The organism is Bradyrhizobium sp. BEA-2-5, from assembly GCF_032918025.1.
Classification (GTDB): Bacteria; Pseudomonadota; Alphaproteobacteria; order Rhizobiales; family Xanthobacteraceae; genus Bradyrhizobium; species Bradyrhizobium pachyrhizi.
This window is the reverse complement of the sequence record NZ_CP136629.1, coordinates 3,532,961-3,554,980: the sequence shown is the minus strand read 5'-3', so window position 1 is coordinate 3,554,980 and position 22,020 is coordinate 3,532,961. Positions and strand designations below refer to the sequence as shown.

The following is a 22,020-nucleotide window of genomic DNA, read 5'->3' as shown; positions in this document are numbered from 1 at the left end:
CTCTCCTATCTCGGCATCCCGAGCGCGCGTTGCGCGATCAGACTGCGCTGAATCTCATTGGTCCCGATGCTGATGACCCACATCAGCGAATGCCGCAGGTTTTGCTCAAAGCGGCCGTTGTCGATCGCGCCCGGCATCTGCTCGGACAGCGCGGCGCGCATGCCAAGGATGTCGAGCGCAGCCTCGCCGAAGCGCTCCATCAGCTCACCGGAAAACACCTTGCTGATCGCGCCATATTCCGGCGGCGTCATGCCGTCGGCGGCAAGTTCGGCGCAATGCATCATCAAGAGCCGGCCGATCTCGATCTCTGACGCCAGGGTCGCCATCCTGTCGCGGATCATTGGATCATCAGCGAGAGACCGATCACCTTGCTTCGCCATTACATGCAAACGCAGCTGCTCGAAGGCGTGCGCGACCTTCAGGACGATCCCGCCACCGACCAGCCCGCGCTCGAAGGCCAGCGCGCCGGTCAACACTTTCCAACCGCCATTGACCCCGCCAACCAGGTTCTCGGAGGGGATGCGGACATTATCGTAGAAGATGTTGGCAAACGTGCCATCATACATGGTAGCAGACGGACGGACCGTGATGCCCGGCGAATCCATCGGCACGATGAACATGCTGATGCCCGCGTGCGGCGGCTTCGTGTCCTTGTCGGTCCGCGCGGCGAGGAACATGTATTTGCCCCACCAGGTGGTGGTCCAGATCTTCTGGCCGTTGATCACCCAGTGATCGCCGTCCCTGGCCGCACTGGTGCGCAGCGCCGCAAGGTCCGACCCTGCCTGCGGCTCGCTGTAGCCCATACCGTGCATCGCTTCGCCACGCAGGATTTCCGGAAGGTATTTCTGCTGCTGCGCTGCCGTGCCAAACATCATCAGCGCATTGGCCTGGATCGCCGCGCCGATTCGCGGCGCCTCGCCCCGCTCCATCGTCTCCATGAAGGCGATCTGCTCCAGCGGCGATCGCGCCTGGCCGCCGAATTGCTTTGGCCATCCAAGGCCGATCCATCCGGTCTCACCGATGTCGCGGGCGAAGCCGGCATCGAACTCACGCTTGGCGAACGGCCTTACGTCGAACGCTTGCTTCGTATCTCCAGTCCAGTTTTGCTCGAGCCAGAGCCGGATCTGATCACGAAACGCATTCCCAGCCGACCCGAGGTCATATTGCGGCAGCCCGACGCCGCCCGCATCCAGCAGCCGCGCTGCCAGCCCGCTCTTGGCATCCGAGGCGCCGCCGAGCGCAACCGTATCGAGATGCACGCGCTTGAAGTGGATCGGCGCCTCGTGCTCTTCGGCATAGCCGATGGCACCGAACGTATGCTGGATCTCCAGCGACACCTGCCGCAGCGCATGACCGGAGAACGCCGATGCGCAATCGGCGAAGTAGCGCCAGCCGCCCTCGCCGCCATCATGCAGTCTGGCGGCATGGTCGAGGATCAACCTGACGCCTTCTAGCGCGATCAGGCAGTCGGCCAGCTTGTGCTGGATGGCCTGGAACCTGCCGATCGGCTGCCCGAACTGGTGCCGCTCCTTGGCATAGTCCACGGCGAGCTCAAAGGCACGCCGCGCCGCGCCGTGAGCGCGCGCGGTCAACATCGCTCTGCCCTTGATACGGAGATGGTCGAGATCGACCGTCCCTGCGGGAATGCGCGTGAGCGGCGCTTCGTTCAGCCGGACCTCATAGAGCCCCCACGCTCCCATCGCGCGAGTTGCGACGCACTCGACACCGGGACCACCAAGATTGATCAGCGCAAGTTGGGCCTGGTCTAGAACGACCAGAAGATGCGTCGCGCCTCCGGCAGCCTCGACAAAACGAAGCGTGCCCTTTGCCTTGAGGTCCGCGACCTCAACCGCTCCTGTGCCGGCGTCCGGATCCAGCGCGCCGAATGAGAAGGCAACGGTCGCCTTCGCGGACTGCAGCCGATCCAGCAGATCCACTGCGACATCGACCTGCGATCCGGAGATCGCAAGATTGGCGAGCGCCGCAGACCACATCGGCGCCGGACAGCCGGCCCGGCCGAGTTCCGCCATGACGATGAGGATTTCGGCGAGCCCGCCTTCGCCGCTCTCCGCACCAAGCGCGGCGACGCCCAGCCCAACGAGCTTGCGCCAGATCGCCGACACCTCTTCCGGCGAGGACGGCGCGGCTAAACCGAGTGGACGCCAATGCTCGTCCAGGAAACCGCGCAAGGAATCGCGCAGCACTCCTGCGACATCGTCATTCGACGCTTCGATCGCCGCCATGGTGAAGCCCCGCGCTATGCCTGGCCGAACCTGGGCTTCCGCTTCTCCTTGAACGACATAGTCGCTTCCTTGTGGTCGGCAGTCTCGAACGTCACCTGCTCCAGCGCCATCGACGCCTCCAGCAGCATGTTGACCCGCTCCTTGACGATCTGGTTGATCGACAGCTTGGTCCAGCGAATGGCCCAGGTCGGACCGTTCGCGAGCTCGACCGCGATCGCGCGGGCCTTGGCCAACACCTCCGCGCGCGGCGCGACATGATTGACCAGCCCGATCCGCTCCGCCTCATTTCCCTTCAGGAGTGTGCCGCGGATCAGGAATTCCTTGGCCTTGTTGATGCCCATCAGCAGCGGCCAGATCACCGCGCCGCCATCGCCCGCGACGAGGCCGACGCGCGAGACATGGGTGTCGCCGATCCGCGCGTCTTCCGCCATCACCGTGATGTCGCAAAGCAGCGCATGGGTAGCCGCAAGGCCGATGGCGTCGCCATTGATCGCCGCGATGATGGGCTTGTCGAGCTCGAGCTGGCGGGTGACTCCGCGGCGGCTAATCATGGGATCATGTACCTCGCCCTCTTCGAGCACATCGCCGCCAGGCCGCTCGGACATCGCCTTGACGTCGCCACCAACGCTGAAGAAGTCGCCGGCGCCGGTCAGCACCACAGCATTAACGGCATGATCGTCGGCGAGGTCGTCCCAGATCGTGCGCAACTCCCGGATCAGCTTCTGATTGATGGCATTGCGCGCCTGCGGGCGGTTCAAGGTCACGGTCGCGACCTTGTCCGCGACCTCGACCGTCAGGCATTCATACTTGGCGTAATTGGACACGTTTGCCTCCATTGTTTCGCTGTTTGAGTTGTTGATTATTGGCAACTCAGGCGCGCGCGCTAGCGGCGCATCCCGGGCTGCACATCCGCCAATGCGACGTGAAGCGACATGGCGCCCGGATCCTGCTCGAGCATGCGTTGCACGGATTCCAGATGCGATCGCAGCAATCGGCTTGCCAGATCGACGTTCCGTTCGCTGAGCGCCGCCAGGAATTGCCGCCGCTTTTCCGCCAGCCGCGCCATCGCGACCCCGCTCGAGGCGACCTTGGCGTAGACGAAGCGCATGTGGATCTCAGTCACCGAGTCCACGATCATCGCAATCACCTTGTTGCCGGTCGAGGCCGCCAGCAGCTTGTAGAACTCGCGCGAACATTCGACCCGGTCGAGCAGCCGGCCCTCCTTCGTCGCAAGCTCCGTCCGCTCGATATTGGCTTCCAATGCATCGAGATCGGCCCGGCGGGCATTGGCACAAGCCAGCTGCACCACGAGGTCGAGGACGTGGACCCGCGCCTCCGACAATTCCCGCACCGAAATCGTGCCGAGGCTCAGCATGTCGCGCATGACCTCGTTCATGCGGCGGGTGTCGCCCTGCTGGATGAAGGCGCCGCCCTTGACGCCCTTCTGCAGCCGGAGCACGCCGGCCATTTCCAGGCTGCGCAGCGCTTCCCGCAGCACGTTGCGACTGACCCCGAGCTGTTGCGCAAGTTCGCGCTCGGCCGGCAGCTTGTCGCCGGGCTTCAGCACGCCGAGCGCCAGTTGCTCGCGAATGCGCTCGCAGATCTCCTCGAATGTCCGTCTGGTGTGAATTGGCTTGAATGTCGGCGCGGCCGGGGGGCCGACCGCACGATGATCGGAGACCCGCTCCCGGCGGCTCGGCGAGGCGGCACGGGAGCGCTGCGGCGCGCGAGGGCTTGACTTGGTGCTCATGCGGTGGATTATTAAATGGATCACCCATTCAATGGAAGCCCCTTTTTTGGGCTTTCCGCAAAGAAAACAAACCGGGAGTTCGTATGAGTTTTTCCGAGGAGCAGGTCGCGTTCCGCGACAACGTGCGCAGGATGGTCGCGAGGCACGTGGCGCCGATCGCCGCCGAGATCGACGAAACCGACCGCTTCCCGCTCGAGCTGGTCAAGCTGTTCGGCGAGATGGGGCTGATGCAGCTCTGGGTGCCGGAACGCTATGGCGGCCCGAACGGCAACCTGACCATGGCCTGCATCGCGCGCGAGGAGATCTCGAAGGTCTCGCCCGCCTGCGCATCGATCGCGGCACTCAACACCATGTTCATCATGCCGCTAATGCATTTCGGCTCGGAGGAGCAGCGCAAGAAATATCTGCCGATCATCGCCGAGGGCGGCGTGGTCACGGCGATCGCAATCTCGGAGCCGCAGGCCGGCTCAGATGTCGCCGCGCTGAATACCCGCGCCCGCAAGGACGGAGAAAGCTATGTGCTGAATGGCCGCAAGCAGTGGTGCAGCTATGGTGTCGCCGCCGACTACATCGTGGTCATGGCGCGAACCAGTGACGGCGCCGGTGCGGACGGCATCAGCGCCTTCATCGTCGAGCCGAAGAAAATGCCGGGCATCACGTTCGGGCGCCACGAGCGCAAGATGGGCTTCCGCGGCGCGCCCAACACGCCGATCTTCTTCGACAATGTCCGGGTCCCCGCCGAAAACCTTGTCGGTGAGGAAGGCAGGGGCTTTCGCGCATCGATGCGCGCGCTCGACCTCAACCGGCCGACCATCGGCGCGCAATCCGTTGGTCTCGCCCAAGGCGCACTGGATGCGTGCGTCGCTTACGCCAAGGAGCGCAAGCAATTCAAAAAGCCGATCGCCGAATTCCAGGGCGTGCAGTTCATGCTCGCCGACATGGCCATGCAGATCGAGGCGGCCCGCGCACTGGTCTACGAATGTGCCCGCGCCGGCGATGCCGGCGACTGGAAGCGGCTCAACGTGCTTGCCAGCATGGCCAAATGCGTCGGCAGCGACATGGCGATGAAGGTGACGACCGACGCGGTCCAGATCTTCGGCGGCTATGGCTACACGATGGACTATCCGGTCGAACGCATGATGCGCGATGCCAAGCTGACCCAGATTTTTGAAGGCACCAACCAGATCCAGCGCGTGGTGATCGCCCGCGAGCTGCTGCGATAGTGCAGATCGATTTCAAGAAGATACAATTACCGGGAGGAACGACCTTGAACCATATCATGAACCAGGCGCTGATAGCCGGCGCGCTGTCGGCACTTCTGGCGGTACCTGCCTATGCTCAGAAAGCCTACGGTCCCGGTGCCAGCGATACCGAGATCAAGCTCGGCCAATCGACGCCGCTGAGTGGCCCCGCATCCGCGTTCGGCGCGGGCGCCGGGCGGGCGGTGGTCGGCTACTTTGAGATGCTGAACGCCAAAGGCGGCATCAACGGCCGCAAGATCAACTTCACGCAGCTCGACAATGCCTACAGCGCGCCGAAAGCGGTCGAACAATCACGCAAGCTGATCGAGGACGTCGGCATATTGGCCGAGGTCGGCACGATCGGTACCGCGCCCAACGTCGCGATCCAGAAGTACCTGAACGCCAAGCAGGTGCCGCAACTCTTCATCACCGCCGGCGGACGCCGCTTCAACGATCCCAAGGCATTTCCCTGGACTATCCCGCTCTATCCCGACTTCGAAACCGAAGGCCGCGTCGTCGCCAAGTACATCCTGACGGCAAAGCCGGACGCCAGGATCGGCGTCCTCTATCAGAATGACGACTATGGCAAGGACTACCTCAAGGGTCTCCGCGCCGGCCTCGGTCCGAAGGCCGAGTTGATCGTTGCCCAGGCTTCCTACGAGCTCGCCGATCCGACGATCGACTCGCAGATCGTCCAGCTGAAGGCCGCCGGTGTCGACACCCTGATCGAGCAGTCGTCGTCGAAGGCAGCCGCGCAATCGATCCGCAAGGTTTACGAGCTCGGCTGGAAGCCGCTGCACGTGATCGGCGGCTCGACCGCATCGGTCGAAACTATCCTGAAGCCCGCAGGCCTCGAAGCATCGAAAAGGCTGGTCACAACGCAATTCCTCAAGCAACCGGGCGACCCAGCCTGGGCCAATGATGAGGAAGTCAAGGCCTACAAGGAGTTCTTGAAGGCGTATGCACCTTCAGCCAATCCGGACGATTATTCTGTGCTCGTTGCCTATATGAACGTGCACGCCGTGGAGCTGGCTCTGCGCAAATGCGGCGACGACCTGACCCGCGAGAACCTCATGAAGCAGGCGACCTCGCTCAATGGCGAGCGATTGCCGATGATGCTCCCAGGCGTCGCGATCAGCACCCGGCCCGGAGACTACACGCCCTTCAGAACTCTGCGGATTGCGACATTTGACGGAGAAAGCTGGTCCTTGACCGGCGCCCCTCTATCGGCCGACTAGACCACACTGTCGGCGAGAGCCACCAAGGCTCTCGCTAGGTCAGGACAACAGCCGGGCCCGGTTAGAGCTGCCCGAGCAGCCATGTTCCATCACCGGAAGGCACTGGTGGTGGTGGGGGGCCGGCGAGTCTGCACAGAGCGTTATCTCTGGAACCTCAGCGGCGGCGCCAATGCGTCACCGGGCCGGACGTCAGGGTCGGGCCCAAAACCTTGTCGGAGTGAGGCACGCAGCAAAAAGTGTGATGGCCATTGATTGCCGGCTCCAGATCCCACTCGAAAAGAGCATAAGCCCTTTTCCAGGTGGGAAATCAGGCGCGGGACTAGGTGGCGACGGGAACCCCGTAGAACTTAGCTGGGTTAGACACCAGTATCTTGTGCTGCTGCTGAACATCAGCGGTATACTTGGCGAGCCCATCGAGGATCTCGCCGACATCCGGGACAGTGGCAGCGTCGTAGAGACCGACATGGGGCCAGTCACTTCCCCACACCATCCGATCGGGCGCGGCATCGATCAATGCTTCGGCAAACGGAACGACGTCGCGGAACGGATAGGATTGCGCCGAAAGTCTGAAGCCGCCGGACAGCTTCACGTAGCAGCTTGAGTTTCGGACAATGCGGAGCACCGCCTGGAATTCGGGGCTGTTAAGGCCGTTTGCCGCGGCGCACCACCCCATGTGATCGATGATGAAGGGTGCCCGCAGTCGAAGCAGTCGATCGACGATTTCGGGATAAGTCTCGCCGCGGGTCGCGACCTGAACGTGCCAGCCAACTTCCGCGCAGCGGTCCGCCAGGACTTCGAGATTCTGCAGGCCGACACCGCCACCGACGATATCGAGAATGCGGATACCGCGCACGCCGGCATCCTTGAGCTCGGCGATCTCTTTGTCGGAGATATCGGGGTCGATCACGGCGACCCCACACAGCCTGTCGGGGTATTCGCGCAATGCCTTGACGAGCAGACGGTTATCGGTTCCGTGCACCGACACCTGCACGACGACACCATACTGCATGCCGACCCTGTCGAGCATCGCGACGAAATCGGCAGGCGATGCCGGCGGTGGATTGAAGTGTCTGCCTGATACGAAAGGATAGTCGACTGCGGGACCGATAACGTGGGCATGCGTCTCCCACGCGCCAGCCGGAACCTTGATCCTCTCCGGAGCTGAAGCCAGTCGCGGAGGGAGACAGTCCTTAATGACACCGTCGAAATGAAGCATCGTCACTGGACCTTTGAATCGAGAATGAAATCGACGGCCGCGCTCGTTGCGACGGCCTTCACTTCATCCAGAAACGCATCGTTGAGTGGAATGCCGGTCTTCAGCCGCTCCGCTCTGCGCGCGAATTCCGGCTCACCGGCGACGATCACTGGGCTGCCCGGATCGACGGCAGGCGTCGCGCGAAGGTGATCTAGGATGTCGCTGACGTCGTCCTCGAATAACCCGCCGGCGCGGAAGAAATCCGGATCCAGCGCAAGGAAGAAATGACCGATATTGTCGGGCGTGCCCGGCTTCGCATCCCGGCTGCGAAACGGCGAGAACGAGCCGCCCGCCAGCGTGCTGCCGAGCAATTGCGCCATCACGGCAAGACCGTAGCCCTTATGGGTGCCGGTTTCGCGGGTGCCGCCCATCGGCATCAATCCGCCGACGTCGCTCTCCATGCAGGTCCGGAAGCCTTCCGTGGCGTCGGTGACCGGCTTTCCGGAGCCGTCGACCACCCAGCCGACCGGAAGCGGCGTCTGATGATATGCGTAGACCTTGACCTTGTTGGCGGCGACCGCGGAGGTCGACATGTCTAGAAGAAACGGATCCCCCCTGCCGGCCGGCGCTGCGAACGCAATCGGGTTGGTGCCGAGCACGGGCGTCGTGCCGCCGGTCGGGAGCACTGCAACGGTACGAGCCGACGACGTGACAAGTGCGATGACACCCTGGCGCGCCGCCATCTCGGCATAGAGCCCGGTCGCTCCAAAGTGATGCGAATTGACGACCGAGACGGCACCGATGCCAATCGCCTTGCACTTGGTGACCGCGAGGTTCATCGCCTCGACCGCGACGGGATGGCCGAGGCCCGCATCGCCGTCCATGAGAGCCGTGGCGGCATTCTCCTTCACGATCCGCGGCTGCGGCGTCATGTTGAGTCCGCCGGCGCGCCGCATCTTGTCATAGAGAGGGAGCATGGACGCGCCGTGAGATTCGATGCCGCGCAGATCGGTTTCGACCAATAGATCCGCGATCACGTTGACCTTGTCCGGCGTCATCCCCCATGCCGACAACACAAGTTCGATCTGCCTCTTCAAAAGCGCGGGCGTGACGTAGACCAGCCGCTCCTTCGCATCCATCTCCTCCGAATCCATCGGCGAATGTCCTTCAGCTCTTGTTCTTATGTGTGCTGGCTCGTTCGGCGGCCAGAAGCCATTGCAGGGCCGCTGGAGCATCCAGCCCCGTCATCGCCCCACCCTGCCGGACCAGGTCCGTTGTGTGGCGATAGCGATCGATGGTCGCGCGGGTGGTCAGGCTCCTGAGCCCGAGCGACTTCAACTGCGTTTCCGCCAGCTCCATCTCCACCAGCCGCCGGCCGGCGTGGGGAGGATGCGTCCTCAGATACATGTCGATGTGGTCGCGCAATGGACGCTGATCGAAATCGCCGAGCAGTTCGATCAGGTCCTGACGCAAGCCGAGTGCCTCCGCGGCCAGCATCGACTCCACGACCAGCGCATCGAGGCCTTTGGCAAACAGGCTCCGGAGCAGCTTCAGGCTCGATGCATCGCCAACCGCGGAGCCGTCGCGGGCCGATACGGAAAAGCCGAGCGCATTCATCGCCTCCGCGAAGTCCGTTGCCTTCTCCCCTGACGCCAGCAAGGGCGTCCGGATGCCGTGCAGGCTGACGGCGCCCATGATCGCCACATCGACGAACCGCGCACGGTTCGCACCGAGCATTTCGGCGGCCGCAATCACCTGTGGCGGATCGGCGGCGGTCAGGTCGGCAAGGATCGCCTGCTCCCGTAGTACCGGTGCGATTGTTTTGACCACGTCGCGCAGCCCATCGCCGGTGATCGTCAGCAGCACGACGTCGGCCGTGCTCGCCGCGCGCGCGACATCCTCGTCGACGTCGATGCCGAGCTTCTTCGCCGAGGCCGTCGCGCGCGGCGATGCACGCGAGGCAACCTTCAGCTCGACACCGCGATCGAGCAATGCGCTCGCAAAGCTGGTGCCGACCTCACCGAGACCGACGAGTGCAATCGAGGGTGTGCCGGTCATCGTGACGCTTTGACGAGCGGGCATTCGCTTTCATTCAGCGGCCGGAACGCCTGGTCGCCGGGGATCGTATCGATGGTCCGGAAGTAATCCCATGGCTCCTTCGATTCCTTTGGCGACTTGACCTGGAAGATCTGCACCGGATGCGTCATACGTCCATCGGCGCGGACCACGCCATCGCCAAGCAGCGGGTCCTTGACCGGGACCGATTTCAGATATTCGACCACCTTGCGGCCATCGGTGCTGCCGACTTTCTCGACGGCGCCGAGATAGGCCAGCACCGAGGAGTAAACGCCGCCCTGAAGCGCATCGGGGTGAATCCCCTTGTTGCGCTTGGCGAGCTCGGTCGCGAAGGCTCGCGTCGTCTCGTCCTTGGTCCAGTTCATGCTGCCAGCGGCGAGCAGACCCTGCGTAGCGTCAAGGCCCGCCGCGTGTACGACGGCAAGATTGAACTGCGGCGCGACAATCTTGTACTTGTCCGACGTGATCCCGAACTCGCGTGCCTGCTTGATCGCGTTCGAGAGATCGGCTCCGCCGCTGGCCAGCACGATGACGTCCGCACCGGACGACTGCGCCGTAAGAAGATAAGAGCTGAAGTCCGACGTGTTGAGCGGATGACGCACGGAGCCCAGCACGGTACCACCAGCTGCCTTGACGAACTTCGTGACGTTCTCCTCAAGGCTGTGCCCGAACGCATAGTCGACCGTGACGAAGAACCACTTCTTTCCGCCCTGATGCATCACACTCTTGACCAGCGCATTGGCGTTTCCATAGGAGTCCCAGGTCCAGTGGATCGTGTTGGGCGAGCACTTGGAGCCGGTCAGGTCGGTCGCGCCGACGCCAGACGGAACCATCACCCGGTCGAATTCCTTCGTGATCTCGACGGCGCCGAGTGCGACGGCCGAGTTGGCGAAGTCGAATACCGCATCGACGTCGTCGACCTGATACCAGCGACGCAGGATACCAAGGCCGACGTCGGCCTTGTTCTGGTGGTCGGCAAACACGAGTTCGACCGGACGGCCGTTGACCTTGCCGCCAAACTTCTCGATCGCCATCTTGGCTGCCTCGACCGATCCATTTCCGGTCAGATCGGAGAACACCCCGGTCATGTCGGTCAGGACACCGATCTTCACCGTCCCCGATTTGTCTCCGGCCCAGGCACCGGTCGCCAGACAGCAAGCCAGTACACCAAGTACCCTCGCAAGCCCTTTCATTTCAAATTCCTCCTGTTTTCATTATTGGTGAGATCGGTGACCCGATCATCGATGTATTGGAGTTCGCGACGCAGAATCTTCTCTGTCTGGGTGCGCGGTATCGCGAGAACTCGCTCGACGAACCGAGGCAGCATGTATGTCGGCACCTGATCGGCAAGCCGCCCGCGCACGTCGCGCAGATCGAAATCGCAGTCCGTCACGACTACCGCCTTGACCTCTTCGCCCATGATGGGATCCGCAACGCCTACGATCGCGCAATCCCGGACCCCGGGCAGCTTCAGCAAACGGCCCTCGAGCTCCTGCGGCGAGATCATCTCTCCACCACGCCGAATGAGCTCTTTCGTACGTCCATGAAAATATAGATATCCGTCGGAATCGAAGCTGCCGACATCGCCGGTGTGAAACCAGAAGTTCCGGCTCGCCTTCGCTAACTCGTCCGGCTTGTTGTAGTAACCGAGCAGGATTCGGTTCGGTTCGAGCGGCCGAACCACTATCTCGCCGCGCTCGCCGGTCGGGAGCGGATTGTCATCCGGGTCGACGATCTGGACCTGCATGTCCGGCCGCACCCGGCCGTTGGCGCCGAGCTTGTGGTCCCCAGCCGTACTTCCGGATACCCAACCTCCGACCTCGGTCATGCCGTAGAGTTCGTGCACCTTGAAACCGAAGCGGTCCTCGATGGTGCGGGCGAGTTCGGCTGTCGTACCGCCTCCGATCGTAAAGCGCATCATGTGGTCGCGCATCGGTACGGAATAGCGTGCCGCCAGGATCGCGAGTACCGTGCCGACGAACGTGCAACCGGTCGCCTCCACGGCCTTCGCATCCTCGAAGAACGAAGTCGCCGAAAACCGCCGCCGCAGGCCGAGCGATGCGCCCACCGTCAACGCCGACATAACCGCATAGGTCTGTGGATTCGTGTGATATAGCGGCAGATAGACGAAGATGCGGTCCTCCGCGGTCAGTTCGAGGATGCGGGCCGACTGCACTCCAGTCGCCGCGTAACCGCCATGCGCACATATCACGCCCTTCGGACGCCCGGTCGTTCCCGACGTATACAGGATCGTACAGGCATCATGCGGCGCGATGTCGGCGACCTCGCTCTCGGGAAGAGCGGCAAGCTCCAGAAGAAACTTTTCGTCGTCGATCGCGACAACGGGAAGCTCGGCCCGGCCGTCACGAAGATCACCACGCCTCGAGCCCAGCCAATTCTCATCGGCCATGATCAGCCTGGAATCGGATTGCGCCACCAGATAGTCGATGCTGTCGCCCTTCAACTGGTCGTTCAGGCACACGGCAACGGCACCGGCCGCATTGATACCGAACCACGCGACCAGGAACGCGGCGGAGTTCCCCGAGATAAGAGCAACATGATCGCCCTTTCCGATGCTGCGCCCTTGCAGCAGTCGCGCGCATCTGAGCGATAGCGAATGGATTTCCGCAAACGAATACGATCGCTCCGCAGTGACCACAAACGGCTTTTGTGGCGTGACTGATGCCCAGTGTGCCAGGCGTTCCAGGATCATAGCTCGGCCGCGTAGCTGACGACACACTTGGCCAAGGCGTTCTTCAGCACTTCGGAGGAGCCGCCGCCTATCTCATAGGTCTTGGCATCGCGCATGAAGCGGCCGAACGGCGCGTTCACCATCGTGCCGTAGGCGCCGCAGATCTGGACGCAGCGCGCCGCGACCTCGGTTGCTACCTCCGAAGCGAACAGCTTCGCGGCACTGGCCCGACGGATGACGTCGTCATGGTTGTCCAGCGCCCGCGCCGCCTCGTAAACCAACAGGCGCGCGGCATCGATCTTCGCCAGCATGTCCGCGAAGTACCATTGGATACCCTGAAAATTGACAACCTTCTGGTCGAACGCGGTGCGATCGCGCGCGAACACAAGGGCTGCGTCAAACGCGGCCCTTGCAATACCGACCGAAATGCCCGCGGCAAGTGTGCGCGAATAGTCGAGCGTCGTCACCGCCTGCCGGACGCCTTTGCCCTCCTGCCCGACCAGGTGATCCAGCGGAAGCCGCACGTCCTGCAGCCGAACGTTGACATGCGGGCCGTTGCGCAGACCGAAGGTTGCGGAGTTCTCTCCGACATATGTAGAGACCCCGGCGCATTCGCGCGGGACGACAAAGACTGATACGCCGATATCTGTCTGTGCAAGGATCACAAACACTTCGGCGCGTGAGCCGGACGTGATAAACGACTTCTCGCCGTTCAGAACCCAGGCGTCGCCGTCCCTGTGCGCCTTGGTATCGAGCCTGCGAATATCGCTGCCATGCGAGGCTTCAGTCAGGGCGTAGGAAGCGATCAGCCCCTCCGCGAATTGCGGCAGATAGCGCTGTTTGAGGCTCTCCGAGCCGAACGTGTTTAGCATCGTCTGCGCCTGGAAGATCGTGATCAGACAGATCGCGACGGCGGCGCTTCCGTAGCCGATCTCCTCGCAGGCGGCTACGCTATGGGCGTAGCCCAGCTCGCGGCCGCCGAATTTCTTTGGCAGCGAGATCGCGTTGCAGCCAAGCTTTGCAAGATCGCGAACGATCTCGGCTGGGTACAGGTCCTTGGCGTCGATCTCATTGGCCAGCGGCACGATGCGGTGCTTCACGAACCGCCGCACCTCGTCCACGAACCCGACCTCGACCGCCGGCTGCCACATGGTGTTCGGCAAGCCTTCCATCGCGTTTCCTTCGCATTTGTTTTCGCCGAGAGAACAACGCAGATTGTCTTGATCGTCAATAAGATATTTAATATCATATATATGATTAAATGGAGGAAACATGCCACGATCACGATCCGGCAAGTCCTTGGGAATCAGTGTGAAGTCGTCACTGCGCACGTTGCAGATTCTGGAGTACATCGATTCCAGACAGCGGGCCGTGACCATCGCGGAACTGTCGGCAAGTCTCGCATTTCCCCAGTCGAGCACGTCGACGATCGTACAGAGCATGATCAATGCCGGTTATCTCGTCGTTGATCATGATAGTCGGGGAATCCTTCCCAGCAGCCGGGTGGCGGCGTTGGGCAACTGGGTCGAGCCGAGCGTCTCGCGCGCGGACGTTAGATCGCTGATGGTCGCGGTTGGTGAACGCACCAGCCAGACGATCCTGCTCGGCGTCCCGTCTGATCTGTGTGTGCGCTACATCGACGTGATTCCCGGTCGTCACGCGATGCGCCTCGACATCCCGGTGGGATCGCGGCTGCCACTGATGGAAGCCGGCATGGGGCGACTGCTGCTCTCGGAGATGCCAGACCAGACGGTCGAGGAGCTTTGGCAACAGACGAAACGACGCGTCAAGGACGAAGGAGCACAAGGCATCCGCCCCTCCGACGTTTCCAATCTATGGAATGCGAATCCATTCGTCTCGCCGCTTCCCGAAATTATGGAAGAGCTGAAGCAAATCCGACGGACCGGGTTTGCGATTTCGCTGGGGCGGATCTCGCTCGGCGCCGGCATTGTCTGCGTTGCGATGCCGCGCGGACCGCTTGAGCAACCTATCGGACTTGGAATCGGCGGTCTGTCCGAACTGATTTCACGCGACGCCCAGCAGATATTGTCTGTAGTGCGCGATGCGGCCAGCGAATTGGGGATCGCCTTGAAAATGCGCAGCGGGACGACGCGGACATCTGAACAAGAGAAGACCAGGCGTCTGCGAAAATAGCAGGATCAGTCGTCGTACAATGCCCACACGAAGAACCAAAATCTCCGCAGACAGTCAAATCACGGAAGCCACGAGCTATGGCCCTCCCGCAGCGGGCTCGGTCAAGTCGGCGGGACGCGTGCTTCGGATTCTTGAGTTCTTCGACGAAATTCAGCGCGACGCGCGGGTTGCCGAAGTGGCCGAACGCCTTGCGTTTCCGCAATCATCGACCTCCATCCTCCTCAACTGCCTGGTCGAGCTAGGTTACATGGACTATTTGCCGGAGAGCCGCAGCTTCCTGCCCTCACCGCGTGTCACCCTGCTCGGGACCTGGCTGGACAAGGGCCCGGTCAGAAACGGCAGCCTGATCAGGATGCTTGAAGAGCTGTCCCACAAGACCGGCGACACGGTGATCATCGCCGCGCGCAACGGCATCTTCGCGCAGTATATCCACGTGCTGCAGGCGAGGTCCGCGATGCGCTTCCACGTTCCGCCGGGATCCCGGCGGCTGGTGGTCTGGTCGGCGACCGGCTTTTCGCTGCTGACTGCATGTAACGACAGAGAGATCCGCGGCCTCTGCACGCGCACGAACGCGGAAGCAGCGCTCGGCATTCCGCGTATCGACACCAATCAGGTGGTCGAGAATGTCGGTCGCACGCGGCGTGATGGCTACTTCTTCTCGGCAGGACTGGTGACGCCGGGCGCAGGGTCGATTGCCATTCCCCTGCCCGAAGGCATCGACGGATGGAACAGAGCGCTCGCCGTTGCAGTGTCAGGTCCTCTGCAGGACATGACACGACGTCGAGCCGAGATCGTCGCACTGCTCAATGATGTCGTGCAGCGCTATCTCCGGCCAGCTCCGTCGGCCTAGGCGCGGCGCCGACAGCTTCCTGCCGGTCGACCAGCAGCGGCCAGAAGCCTTCTCCGCCGCGCGCGCAGATTACCCGGCCAATTTTTTCCTGCCACCACGGTTCGGCGCCCCATTCGTCGCGCCATGACCACAACCGGCGAGTGGCATAATGCAGCGGGTGCTCCTGCGTAAATCCCATGGCGCCGTGCACCTGATGGCATATGGCGGCAACCTGTCCGGCGGCCTCGCCGCAACGGGACTTTGCGATCGCCACGGCAAACGCATTGTCGCCGAGCAGCGGTACCTCGGAGAGCGCGTCGCCGCCGCGGACGCTGCCGCGAAATGCCCGGCAGCAATCGCCAACATGTGCTGAACGGCCTGGAACTTGCTGATCGGACGGCCAAACTGGACACGTTCATTGGCATAGGCCAAAGCATAGTCCATGCAGCGCTCCATCCCTCCGATCATTTGTTGCACCCGGATGGCCGCGCCGAATGGCATCAAACCCTCTGCGGCGAGGCAGGAGGATGCCGGCGACACGTCGTTCGATGAAAGGTGCAAGCCGTCGAAGTCGATGTCTTCGCGTGGCTCGCAAGCGACGTTCCGTCGCGCCTTGGTCGAGTTGATCTTTGCGGTGGGCACGCGGCAGAGGAACGCCTTTCCGGATGCGTCGCGAGCGAATACCAGCGCGTGCAACGCCTGCTTGCCCCATGGAACGTGGCGCGCGGTGCCATGGAGTGTCGCGCCCCTGGCGCCCGCTACGAGCGTGATGCGATCCAGCGGATTGACCGGCGCAAGCGTCACGGCTCCTTTGATGACCTCCCCGCCGGCATCCGTCCACAGAGCATTGGCCATGATGGTTTCCGCGAGCGGCAGCGGCACCGAATGAAATGCGGACCTACGGATCAGGCTCGCAGCCACGCTCGAAGCCAGTCCGCCCCCGCCCTTCGCATCCGGCACGAGGGCGAGTGGCAGGCCGGCATCGTCCAGAGCGCCCCACAGCGACCCCGGCCAATGACCTGCATCGGCCTCCAGCAGGATCTGCTTGTCGATATGTTGCTGAAACAGGCGGTCTGCCTGCTCGAGTACGATAGCTGACATGTCTTCCATGACGCGCTCCTTCTCACCGCAATCCGAGACTGCGGGCAATCATCCCGCGCAGGATTTCCGGCGTTCCCCCCCGAATGGTGAAGGACGGGGCGTGTAGCAGCACGTGCGCCAGTCCTTGCGAGTATTCGTCCTCATCGTCGAGGCTCGCCTCCATCGGCAGGAGCTTCCGCACGATCTCCGGGACCTCGCGTTCGAATGCCGTGCCGACGTCCTTGACAAGCGCGGCTTCCGTGACCGGGCTCCCGCCCTGCTCCAGAAGCCCGGCGATCGAGGACGACATTCGCCGCAGCGTAGCGAAGTGAACCGCCAGCCGACCGATCTCGACGGCCTGGCGTTCATTCGGTTCGTGTCCCACCTTGTTGATCAGTTCGACGAGCAGGCGGATATCGGACATGAAGCGGTCCGGACCGGCCCGTTCGAACGCCAACTCGCCGGTGACACGCGTCCAGCCTTCACCCGGCTTACCGATCATCATGTCGTCCGGAACGAAGCAGTCCTTGAAGAAAACCTCGTTGAACTCGTGTCCGCCCGACAGGTTCATGATCGGCCTGATCTCGATACCCTTCGACGTCGTATCCACGATGAACTGGGACAAGCCGGCATGGCGATCCTGGCCGGTTGGCTCGGTGCGGACCAGCACAATCAGGTAGTGGACGCGGTGTGCGTTCGATGTCCAGATCTTGGCGCCGTTGATTACCCAGCCGTCTTCGACCCGATCTGCCCTGGTTCGAGCGGCCGCGAGGTCCGAGCCGGAGTCGGGCTCGCTCATGCCAATGCCGAAATAGCACTCGCCCGACGCGATTCTGGGCAGGATCAATTCCTTCGCACGTTCGCTGCCATGCTTGAGGATCTGAGGACCCGACTGCCGATCGGCGATCCAGTGTGCTCCGCCTGGTGCCCCGGCTGCCAGCATCTCCTCGGCGACGACGAAACGCTCGAGGTTGGAATACTCGCCGCCGCCATATTGCCTCGGCCAGGTCATGCCGATGAAGCCCGCCTTCGCTGCGCGCCGGCTGAATTCCGGATCGAATGTGGACCACGACGTCCGGTGTGCGGCATAGCGTCGATTGGCCCGTTCATCCTCAAGGAACACGCGAACCTTGCGCCGCATCGCATCGGCTTCCGGCGGAAGCGTCAGGGATTCGAACCGAAATGCGCGCAATTGAACCTCCTTCAGATTATCTCGCTTAGCGCAACGCGCCTGGCGTCTCACTTGCTCCTGACGCTGTTGGCGGACGCCTGCGCAGCGTCCATTCGGATCTCTGCCAGGATCTCGGCCGTATGCTCGCCCAGGCGAGGCGCATGCCGGCGAAGGCGGAACGGTGCTGAGCTAAAGGACACCGGTGCCCGGATCGATTTGTACGCGCCTTCCGACGGATGTTCGGCGCGCGCGAACATTCCGACGGCCCTCATGTGCTCGTCATCGGGCAAGTCGGCGAGGCCGAGCACAGGCATGCAGGGAATGCTGACGTCATCGCAAAACGCAACCCATGCGGCGGTGGAGCGCCTGGGAGCCTCTTGTTCGATAATCTCGTAAAGCGTCTCCAGATGAGACGCCCGCTCGACCAGCGGGAAGAAACGGACGTCCGATTTCAGCTCGGGACGCCCGATAAAATCGAAGAAATCGCGCCAGTTCCGATCCGAGTAGGGAAGGATGCACATGTAACCGTCGCCGGTCCGAAACGGCTTCCGCCGCGGGCTGACGACACGGCTATAGCCGGGACTTCCAAGCGAGGGCTCGAAGGCAAAGCCGAGCAGATGCTCGATATAGGCGAATTCCGCCGTGGTCTCGAACATCGGCACCTCGATGGCCTGGCCGCCGCCGCCGCGCTCACGCTGGAACAAGGCCGCCATCACCGAATAGGCGACTGCCTGCCCCGATAGCTTGTCGCACAGCACGGTCGGCATGAATGCCGGCTCGCCTCGCGCGGCAAGGTGCAGCGCGGCAAGGCCGGAGCCCGCCTGGATGATGTCGTCATAAGCGGCCTTGTCGCGATAAGGTCCCTTCTCGCTGAAACCGTAAGCGCCGCAATAAATGATATCCGGCTTGATCACACGAACCGCCTGATAGCCAAGTCCGAGCTTATCGATCGCCCTGGGACGGAGCGAGTGCACGAAGACATCGGCCGTCGCAATCAGCTTGTGCAGTGCAGCCATTCCCGATGGCTGCTTCAAGTCAAGCACGACGCTACGCTTGTTGCGGTTGAGATGGAGAAAGCCGCCGGCCATGCCCTCGCTGCGATTGGGACGGTAGGTGCGAAAGGAATCGCCTTCCTCGCTCTCGATCTTGATCACGTCCGCACCGAGATCGGCCATGATGTGGGTCGCAAACGGCCCCATGATCACATTGGTCAGGTCGATGACGCGGATTCCGCCCAACGGGCCATCTGCAGGGGTCGTGTCCATCCCGAAACTCTCTCATTCAGTTGGCCGCGTCTACCGGCACGCCACGCGGGATGTCCAACTTCTACGTGATCGCAGAACGATCAATACGCTTCGGCGTGATCCAGGCATTTATCACATATGCGATTGATTATGACCGTTCGTTCACTTGCTGGCCGGGCCGCGATCAAACATAGTTTTGCTCAACGACAATAAACGACCGGGAGCGAACGATGATGCCGACGAGCCGCCGCGGATTTGCGCATGCAATTGTAGGGGCCATTGCACTGGCGGGCCTTGCAAAGACCGCCCCGGCCTCCGCCGCCGAGAAATGGGATCTCTACATCTACAATCCCGTGGCGACGGTTGCAGCGGCCAAGGGCATGAACGCCATCATCGAGCAGATCGAGAAGGATACCGCCGGCGAGCTGACGATCCGGCTGCACCTCGGCGGATCGCTTCCGATCAACACCACGACCATCACCCAGGCGGTCAGCGACGACGTCGTGCAGATGGGCGACGACGGATACTTTCTCGGCAACGTGCCGATTGGCGGCGTCCTGCGATTGCCGCTGCTGATCCGCTCGCTTGATGAATACAGGAAAGCCGCCGACATCATGGCGCCGTACCTGGAAAAGGCCTTCGAGAAAAAAGGCGTGCTGGTGCTCGGGCAGTACCTTTATCCTTACCAGGTCGCATTCTCGAGCAAGAAGCTGATCTCGCTCGCAGACATCAAAGGGCAGAAGATCCGCGTGACCTCGCCCGAGCAGGGCGAATTCATCAAGCGGCTCGGCGGCGTGCCGGTCACGCTTGGCGCGCCGGAAGTCCCCTCGGCGCTGGATCGCAGCATCGTCGACGGCGTGCTCACCGCCAACACCGGCGGCGGAAACACCTGGAAGGACCTGCTGAAATTCAACTATCGGCTGGGCATCAACTACTTCAATTCCGTCATCATCGTGAACAAGGATCGCTTCAACAAGCTGTCACCGGAGATCCAGGCCAAGGTCCGCAAGGCGATCACAGACAACATGCCGCTGATCACCAAGGCCATGGCGGACGAGGAAGACGGTCTCAGCAAGAAGTTTGCCGAGGGCGGGATGACCGTCACGCCGGAACAGCCCGGCGATATTGACGCCGGCACCAAGGTGATCTCGGCATTCTGGGATGAATGGGCAAAGTCGAAGGGCCCGGATGCCGCGGCAGCGCTCAAACAGGTTCGTGCGGCTCTCGGCCGGTAATCAATCATGGCCGGCGGCATCGAGATCAAGGACGTGGCGCCTGACGGCGCCGTCCACTTCATCGACAACGTGTCATCGGGCCCGGGCCCGGTCGAGAATGCGTCCGAGGCGATCTGCGCCCTGTTTCTGGTTGCCATGATCATCCTGATCGGAGCGGAAGCGATCGCGCGCAACGTATTTTCGACATCGCTTCAGATAACCGATGAGATCGGCGGGTATCTTCTAGTCGCGACCACCTTCCTCAGCATGTCGGTTGCCGAAGCGCATGGCGCGTTTCACCGGGTTGAGCTGATCCAGGCCCGGCTTGGACAGTCCGCACGGATCGTTTCGCAGATCATCTTTGACCTGATGTCGCTGATCGCCACCGCTTTCGTCACCTGGCAACTGGGGCGCCTCGTGATGAACTCCTGGCGCTCCGAGGACGTGGCTCCCACGCCGCTGCAAACGCCGCTGTGGTTGCCGCAGACCACGATGGCGCTCGGCATGCTGCTCCTGTGCTTCGCCCTGGTCCGCACCATTCTCGTGAAAATCCGCCACCTTCAAGGGAGCACGCAGCGATGACTCCCGGCGTCGAACTGATCCTTGTCCTTGCGATTTTCGTCGGCCTGCTTTGCGTTGGCATGACGATCCCGTTCGCAATCACCGTACCTTCCGTCATTTATCTGCTGCTGCACGCCGGTTTGCCCGGGCTGAAAGGCATCGGCCTCGTCAGCTGGGGCAGCATGAACAGCTTTACGCTGAGCGCCATCCCGCTGTTCATCCTGATGGCCGAGATCCTGCAGGAGAGCCGGTTGAGCCTGCGGGTCTATCACGGCCTGTCGAAGCTGGTCTCGTGGATTCCTGGGGGCTTGCTGCAAACCAACATCGCGGGATGTGCGATCTTTGCCGCCATCAGCGGCTCAAGTGTCGTCACGGCTGCATCGATCGGACGCGTCGCGCTGCCGGAACTTCGGAAGCGCAAATACAGCCCCCGCTTATCTGCCGGCTCTCTGGCCGCAGGGGGCACGCTCGGCATCCTGATCCCGCCGAGTATTGCCATGATCGTCTATGGCACCTTCACGGAGACCTCGGTCGCCAAGCTGTTCATGGCCGGCGTCATGCCGGGCCTGCTGCTGACCGCGATGTTCATGACTTACATTGCCCTGCACGCCTGGTTCAAGCCGGGGATCGCACCCGCTGAAACCGGCGCCCGATCGGTCCGCGAACTGCTGTCGGCCTTGCTCGACGTCATTCCGTTCATGGTGCTGATCGGCGGCACGATCGGGAGCATCTATTCCGGCTTGGTCACGCCGACTGAAGCCGCTGCCGTCGGCTGTGTGCTGGCGATGATCATCGCGATGTTCTGGGGTGACTTCAGCGTCGCAATTCTCTGGCGCGCATTACAGACCACCGTGCGCGTGTGCGGCAACATCCTGTTCATCGTCTATGCCGCCTTCCTGTTCTCTTACGCCATCAGCTATGCCGGCGTCGGCGAGCAGATCACCCAGTTCCTGGTCGATCTGAAGCTCTCGAAGCTCGAATTCTTCTTCGCTCTGTTCGTGCTCTATACGGTGCTGGGCTGCCTGGTCGAAAGTCTCGGCATGATCGTGGTGACGGTGCCCCTTCTCTATCCCGTTCTGGTCCAATACGGCATCGACCCGATCTGGTTCGGCGTCATCCTCGTGCTCTTCATCGAGATGGGCCAGATCTCGCCTCCCATCGGCATCAACCTTTTCGTGATCCAGAGCATCTGGACCGGCAAGCTGAGCGACGTCGTCACGGGCACGATTCCGTTCCATTTGATCATGTTCGTGCTGCTCGGTCTGCTGGTGATCTTCCCTGAAATCGCGATGTGGCTGCCTTCGCAGGCCGCTGTTGTCCCTTGACGAGATG

General features: G+C 62.3%; 19 protein-coding genes and 1 pseudogene. 7 read left to right on the top strand and 13 right to left on the bottom strand.

What is annotated here, in order from left to right:
- Positions 1 to 5 precede the first annotated feature (5 nt).
- From RX327_RS16380 to RX327_RS16370, 3 genes are read right to left on the bottom strand one after another with little or no spacing between them, the layout of a single operon-like run.
- A complete protein-coding gene (locus RX327_RS16380) occupies positions 6 to 2,243 on the bottom strand; it encodes an acyl-CoA dehydrogenase (RefSeq protein WP_050386183.1) in 2,238 nt (745 codons plus the stop codon).
- Between the two features lie 14 nt (positions 2,244 to 2,257).
- Complete coding sequence (locus RX327_RS16375) at positions 2,258 to 3,067, bottom strand: enoyl-CoA hydratase/isomerase family protein (RefSeq protein ID WP_317250842.1); 810 nt, start codon at positions 3,065 to 3,067, stop codon at positions 2,258 to 2,260.
- A 59-nt stretch (positions 3,068 to 3,126) separates the two neighbouring features.
- Positions 3,127 to 3,993 (bottom strand): FadR/GntR family transcriptional regulator, encoded by an 867-nt coding sequence (locus RX327_RS16370; RefSeq protein WP_050386185.1) that lies wholly within the window; start codon positions 3,991 to 3,993, stop codon positions 3,127 to 3,129.
- Between the two features lie 83 nt (positions 3,994 to 4,076).
- Between RX327_RS16370 and RX327_RS16365 the strand changes: the two genes are divergently transcribed.
- Together RX327_RS16365 and RX327_RS16360 are read left to right on the top strand one after the other, a co-directional pair.
- Complete coding sequence (locus RX327_RS16365) at positions 4,077 to 5,216, top strand: acyl-CoA dehydrogenase family protein (protein ID WP_050386186.1); 1,140 nt, start codon at positions 4,077 to 4,079, stop codon at positions 5,214 to 5,216.
- A gap of 56 nt (positions 5,217 to 5,272) precedes the next feature.
- Positions 5,273 to 6,472 carry an ABC transporter substrate-binding protein gene (locus RX327_RS16360; RefSeq protein ID WP_317251269.1) on the top strand — a complete coding sequence of 400 codons (1,200 nt, stop codon included), beginning with the start codon at positions 5,273 to 5,275 and terminating at the stop codon, positions 6,470 to 6,472.
- Positions 6,473 to 6,791: 319 nt separating this feature from the next.
- On the opposite strand, the gene RX327_RS16355 is transcribed toward RX327_RS16360, so the two are convergent.
- The 6 genes from RX327_RS16355 to RX327_RS16330 all read right to left on the bottom strand — a co-directional run bounded on the left by RX327_RS16355 (position 6,792) and on the right by RX327_RS16330 (position 13,766).
- A complete protein-coding gene (locus RX327_RS16355; RefSeq protein ID WP_082190716.1) occupies positions 6,792 to 7,688 on the bottom strand; it encodes an amidohydrolase family protein in 897 nt (298 codons plus the stop codon).
- Positions 7,689 to 7,690: 2 nt separating this feature from the next.
- Positions 7,691 to 8,821, bottom strand: a complete 1,131-nt coding sequence (locus RX327_RS16350) for an Ldh family oxidoreductase (protein ID WP_050386188.1) — start codon at positions 8,819 to 8,821, stop codon at positions 7,691 to 7,693.
- Positions 8,822 to 8,834: 13 nt separating this feature from the next.
- On the bottom strand, positions 8,835 to 9,659 hold the full coding sequence (locus tag RX327_RS16345) for a DUF1932 domain-containing protein (protein WP_244482433.1): 825 nt from the start codon (positions 9,657 to 9,659) through the stop codon (positions 8,835 to 8,837).
- Between the two features lie 62 nt (positions 9,660 to 9,721).
- Positions 9,722 to 10,936, bottom strand: coding sequence for an ABC transporter substrate-binding protein (locus tag RX327_RS16340; RefSeq protein ID WP_050386190.1), 1,215 nt, complete (start codon positions 10,934 to 10,936; stop codon positions 9,722 to 9,724).
- A complete protein-coding gene (locus tag RX327_RS16335; protein WP_063779947.1) occupies positions 10,933 to 12,456 on the bottom strand; it encodes a class I adenylate-forming enzyme family protein in 1,524 nt (507 codons plus the stop codon). Before RX327_RS16335 ends, RX327_RS16340 begins: the two co-directional genes overlap by 4 nt.
- Positions 12,453 to 13,766 carry an acyl-CoA dehydrogenase family protein gene (locus tag RX327_RS16330; protein WP_317250841.1) on the bottom strand — a complete coding sequence of 438 codons (1,314 nt, stop codon included), beginning with the start codon at positions 13,764 to 13,766 and terminating at the stop codon, positions 12,453 to 12,455. The genes RX327_RS16335 and RX327_RS16330 overlap by 4 nt, the downstream gene beginning before the upstream one ends.
- On the opposite strand from RX327_RS16330, the gene RX327_RS16325 reads away from it, so the two are divergent.
- Together RX327_RS16325 and RX327_RS16320 are read left to right on the top strand one after the other, a co-directional pair.
- Complete coding sequence (locus RX327_RS16325; protein WP_317250840.1) at positions 13,747 to 14,589, top strand: IclR family transcriptional regulator; 843 nt, start codon at positions 13,747 to 13,749, stop codon at positions 14,587 to 14,589. The two genes, RX327_RS16330 and RX327_RS16325, sit on opposite strands and share 20 nt — an antisense overlap.
- Positions 14,590 to 14,707: 118 nt before the next feature.
- Positions 14,708 to 15,439: an IclR family transcriptional regulator gene (locus tag RX327_RS16320; protein WP_244482435.1), complete on the top strand. Its 732-nt coding sequence runs from the start codon at positions 14,708 to 14,710 to the stop codon at positions 15,437 to 15,439.
- Here RX327_RS16320 and RX327_RS16315 read toward each other — a convergent pair.
- From RX327_RS16315 to RX327_RS16300, 4 genes and pseudogenes are all read right to left on the bottom strand, one after another.
- Positions 15,393 to 15,692: an acyl-CoA dehydrogenase family protein gene (locus tag RX327_RS16315; protein ID WP_283809425.1), complete on the bottom strand. Its 300-nt coding sequence runs from the start codon at positions 15,690 to 15,692 to the stop codon at positions 15,393 to 15,395. The genes RX327_RS16320 and RX327_RS16315 overlap by 47 nt on opposite strands.
- A 104-nt stretch (positions 15,693 to 15,796) precedes the next feature.
- Positions 15,797 to 15,862: pseudogene (locus RX327_RS16310) on the bottom strand (hypothetical protein); the annotation flags it as partial.
- Positions 15,863 to 16,541: 679 nt separating this feature from the next.
- Positions 16,542 to 17,639 (bottom strand): acyl-CoA dehydrogenase family protein, encoded by a 1,098-nt coding sequence (locus RX327_RS16305; RefSeq protein WP_050386288.1) that lies wholly within the window; start codon positions 17,637 to 17,639, stop codon positions 16,542 to 16,544.
- 98 nt (positions 17,640 to 17,737) lie between these two features.
- Positions 17,738 to 18,934, bottom strand: coding sequence for a CaiB/BaiF CoA transferase family protein (locus RX327_RS16300; RefSeq protein ID WP_050386196.1), 1,197 nt, complete (start codon positions 18,932 to 18,934; stop codon positions 17,738 to 17,740).
- Between the two features lie 209 nt (positions 18,935 to 19,143).
- Here RX327_RS16300 and dctP point away from each other — a divergent pair, with 209 nt between their 5' ends.
- The 3 genes from dctP to RX327_RS16285 are packed head-to-tail and all read left to right on the top strand — an operon-like array spanning position 19,144 to position 22,013.
- A complete protein-coding gene (gene dctP / locus RX327_RS16295; RefSeq protein ID WP_244482436.1) occupies positions 19,144 to 20,148 on the top strand; it encodes a TRAP transporter substrate-binding protein DctP in 1,005 nt (334 codons plus the stop codon).
- A 6-nt stretch (positions 20,149 to 20,154) separates the two neighbouring features.
- The gene (locus RX327_RS16290; RefSeq protein WP_050386197.1) at positions 20,155 to 20,709 is read left to right on the top strand and encodes a TRAP transporter small permease; all 555 of its coding nucleotides are present in this window, start codon (positions 20,155 to 20,157) and stop codon (positions 20,707 to 20,709) included.
- Positions 20,706 to 22,013 carry a TRAP transporter large permease gene (locus RX327_RS16285; RefSeq protein ID WP_050386198.1) on the top strand — a complete coding sequence of 436 codons (1,308 nt, stop codon included), beginning with the start codon at positions 20,706 to 20,708 and terminating at the stop codon, positions 22,011 to 22,013. The genes RX327_RS16290 and RX327_RS16285 overlap by 4 nt, the downstream gene beginning before the upstream one ends.
- Positions 22,014 to 22,020 lie beyond the last annotated feature (7 nt).

Excerpts from the sequence above, each read along its gene's own strand:
- RX327_RS16370 (WP_050386185.1), bottom strand. The coding sequence starts at position 3,993 with ATGAGCACCAAGTCAAGCCCTCGCGCGCCGCAGCGCTCCCGTGCCGCC.
- RX327_RS16285 (WP_050386198.1), top strand. The coding sequence starts at position 20,706 with ATGACTCCCGGCGTCGAACTGATCCTTGTCCTTGCGATTTTCGTCGGC.
- RX327_RS16335 (WP_063779947.1), bottom strand. The coding sequence starts at position 12,456 with ATGATCCTGGAACGCCTGGCACACTGGGCATCAGTCACGCCACAAAAG.
- RX327_RS16290 (WP_050386197.1), top strand. The coding sequence starts at position 20,155 with ATGGCCGGCGGCATCGAGATCAAGGACGTGGCGCCTGACGGCGCCGTC.
- RX327_RS16340 (WP_050386190.1), bottom strand. The coding sequence starts at position 10,936 with ATGAAAGGGCTTGCGAGGGTACTTGGTGTACTGGCTTGCTGTCTGGCG.
- RX327_RS16300 (WP_050386196.1), bottom strand. The coding sequence starts at position 18,934 with ATGGACACGACCCCTGCAGATGGCCCGTTGGGCGGAATCCGCGTCATC.
- RX327_RS16350 (WP_050386188.1), bottom strand. The coding sequence starts at position 8,821 with ATGGATTCGGAGGAGATGGATGCGAAGGAGCGGCTGGTCTACGTCACG.
- RX327_RS16355 (WP_082190716.1), bottom strand. The coding sequence starts at position 7,688 with ATGCTTCATTTCGACGGTGTCATTAAGGACTGTCTCCCTCCGCGACTG.
- RX327_RS16380 (WP_050386183.1), bottom strand. The coding sequence starts at position 2,243 with ATGGCGGCGATCGAAGCGTCGAATGACGATGTCGCAGGAGTGCTGCGC.
- RX327_RS16365 (WP_050386186.1), top strand. The coding sequence starts at position 4,077 with ATGAGTTTTTCCGAGGAGCAGGTCGCGTTCCGCGACAACGTGCGCAGG.
- RX327_RS16360 (WP_317251269.1), top strand. The coding sequence starts at position 5,273 with ATGAACCAGGCGCTGATAGCCGGCGCGCTGTCGGCACTTCTGGCGGTA.
- dctP (WP_244482436.1), top strand. The coding sequence starts at position 19,144 with ATGATGCCGACGAGCCGCCGCGGATTTGCGCATGCAATTGTAGGGGCC.
- RX327_RS16305 (WP_050386288.1), bottom strand. The coding sequence starts at position 17,639 with ATGCGGCGCAAGGTTCGCGTGTTCCTTGAGGATGAACGGGCCAATCGA.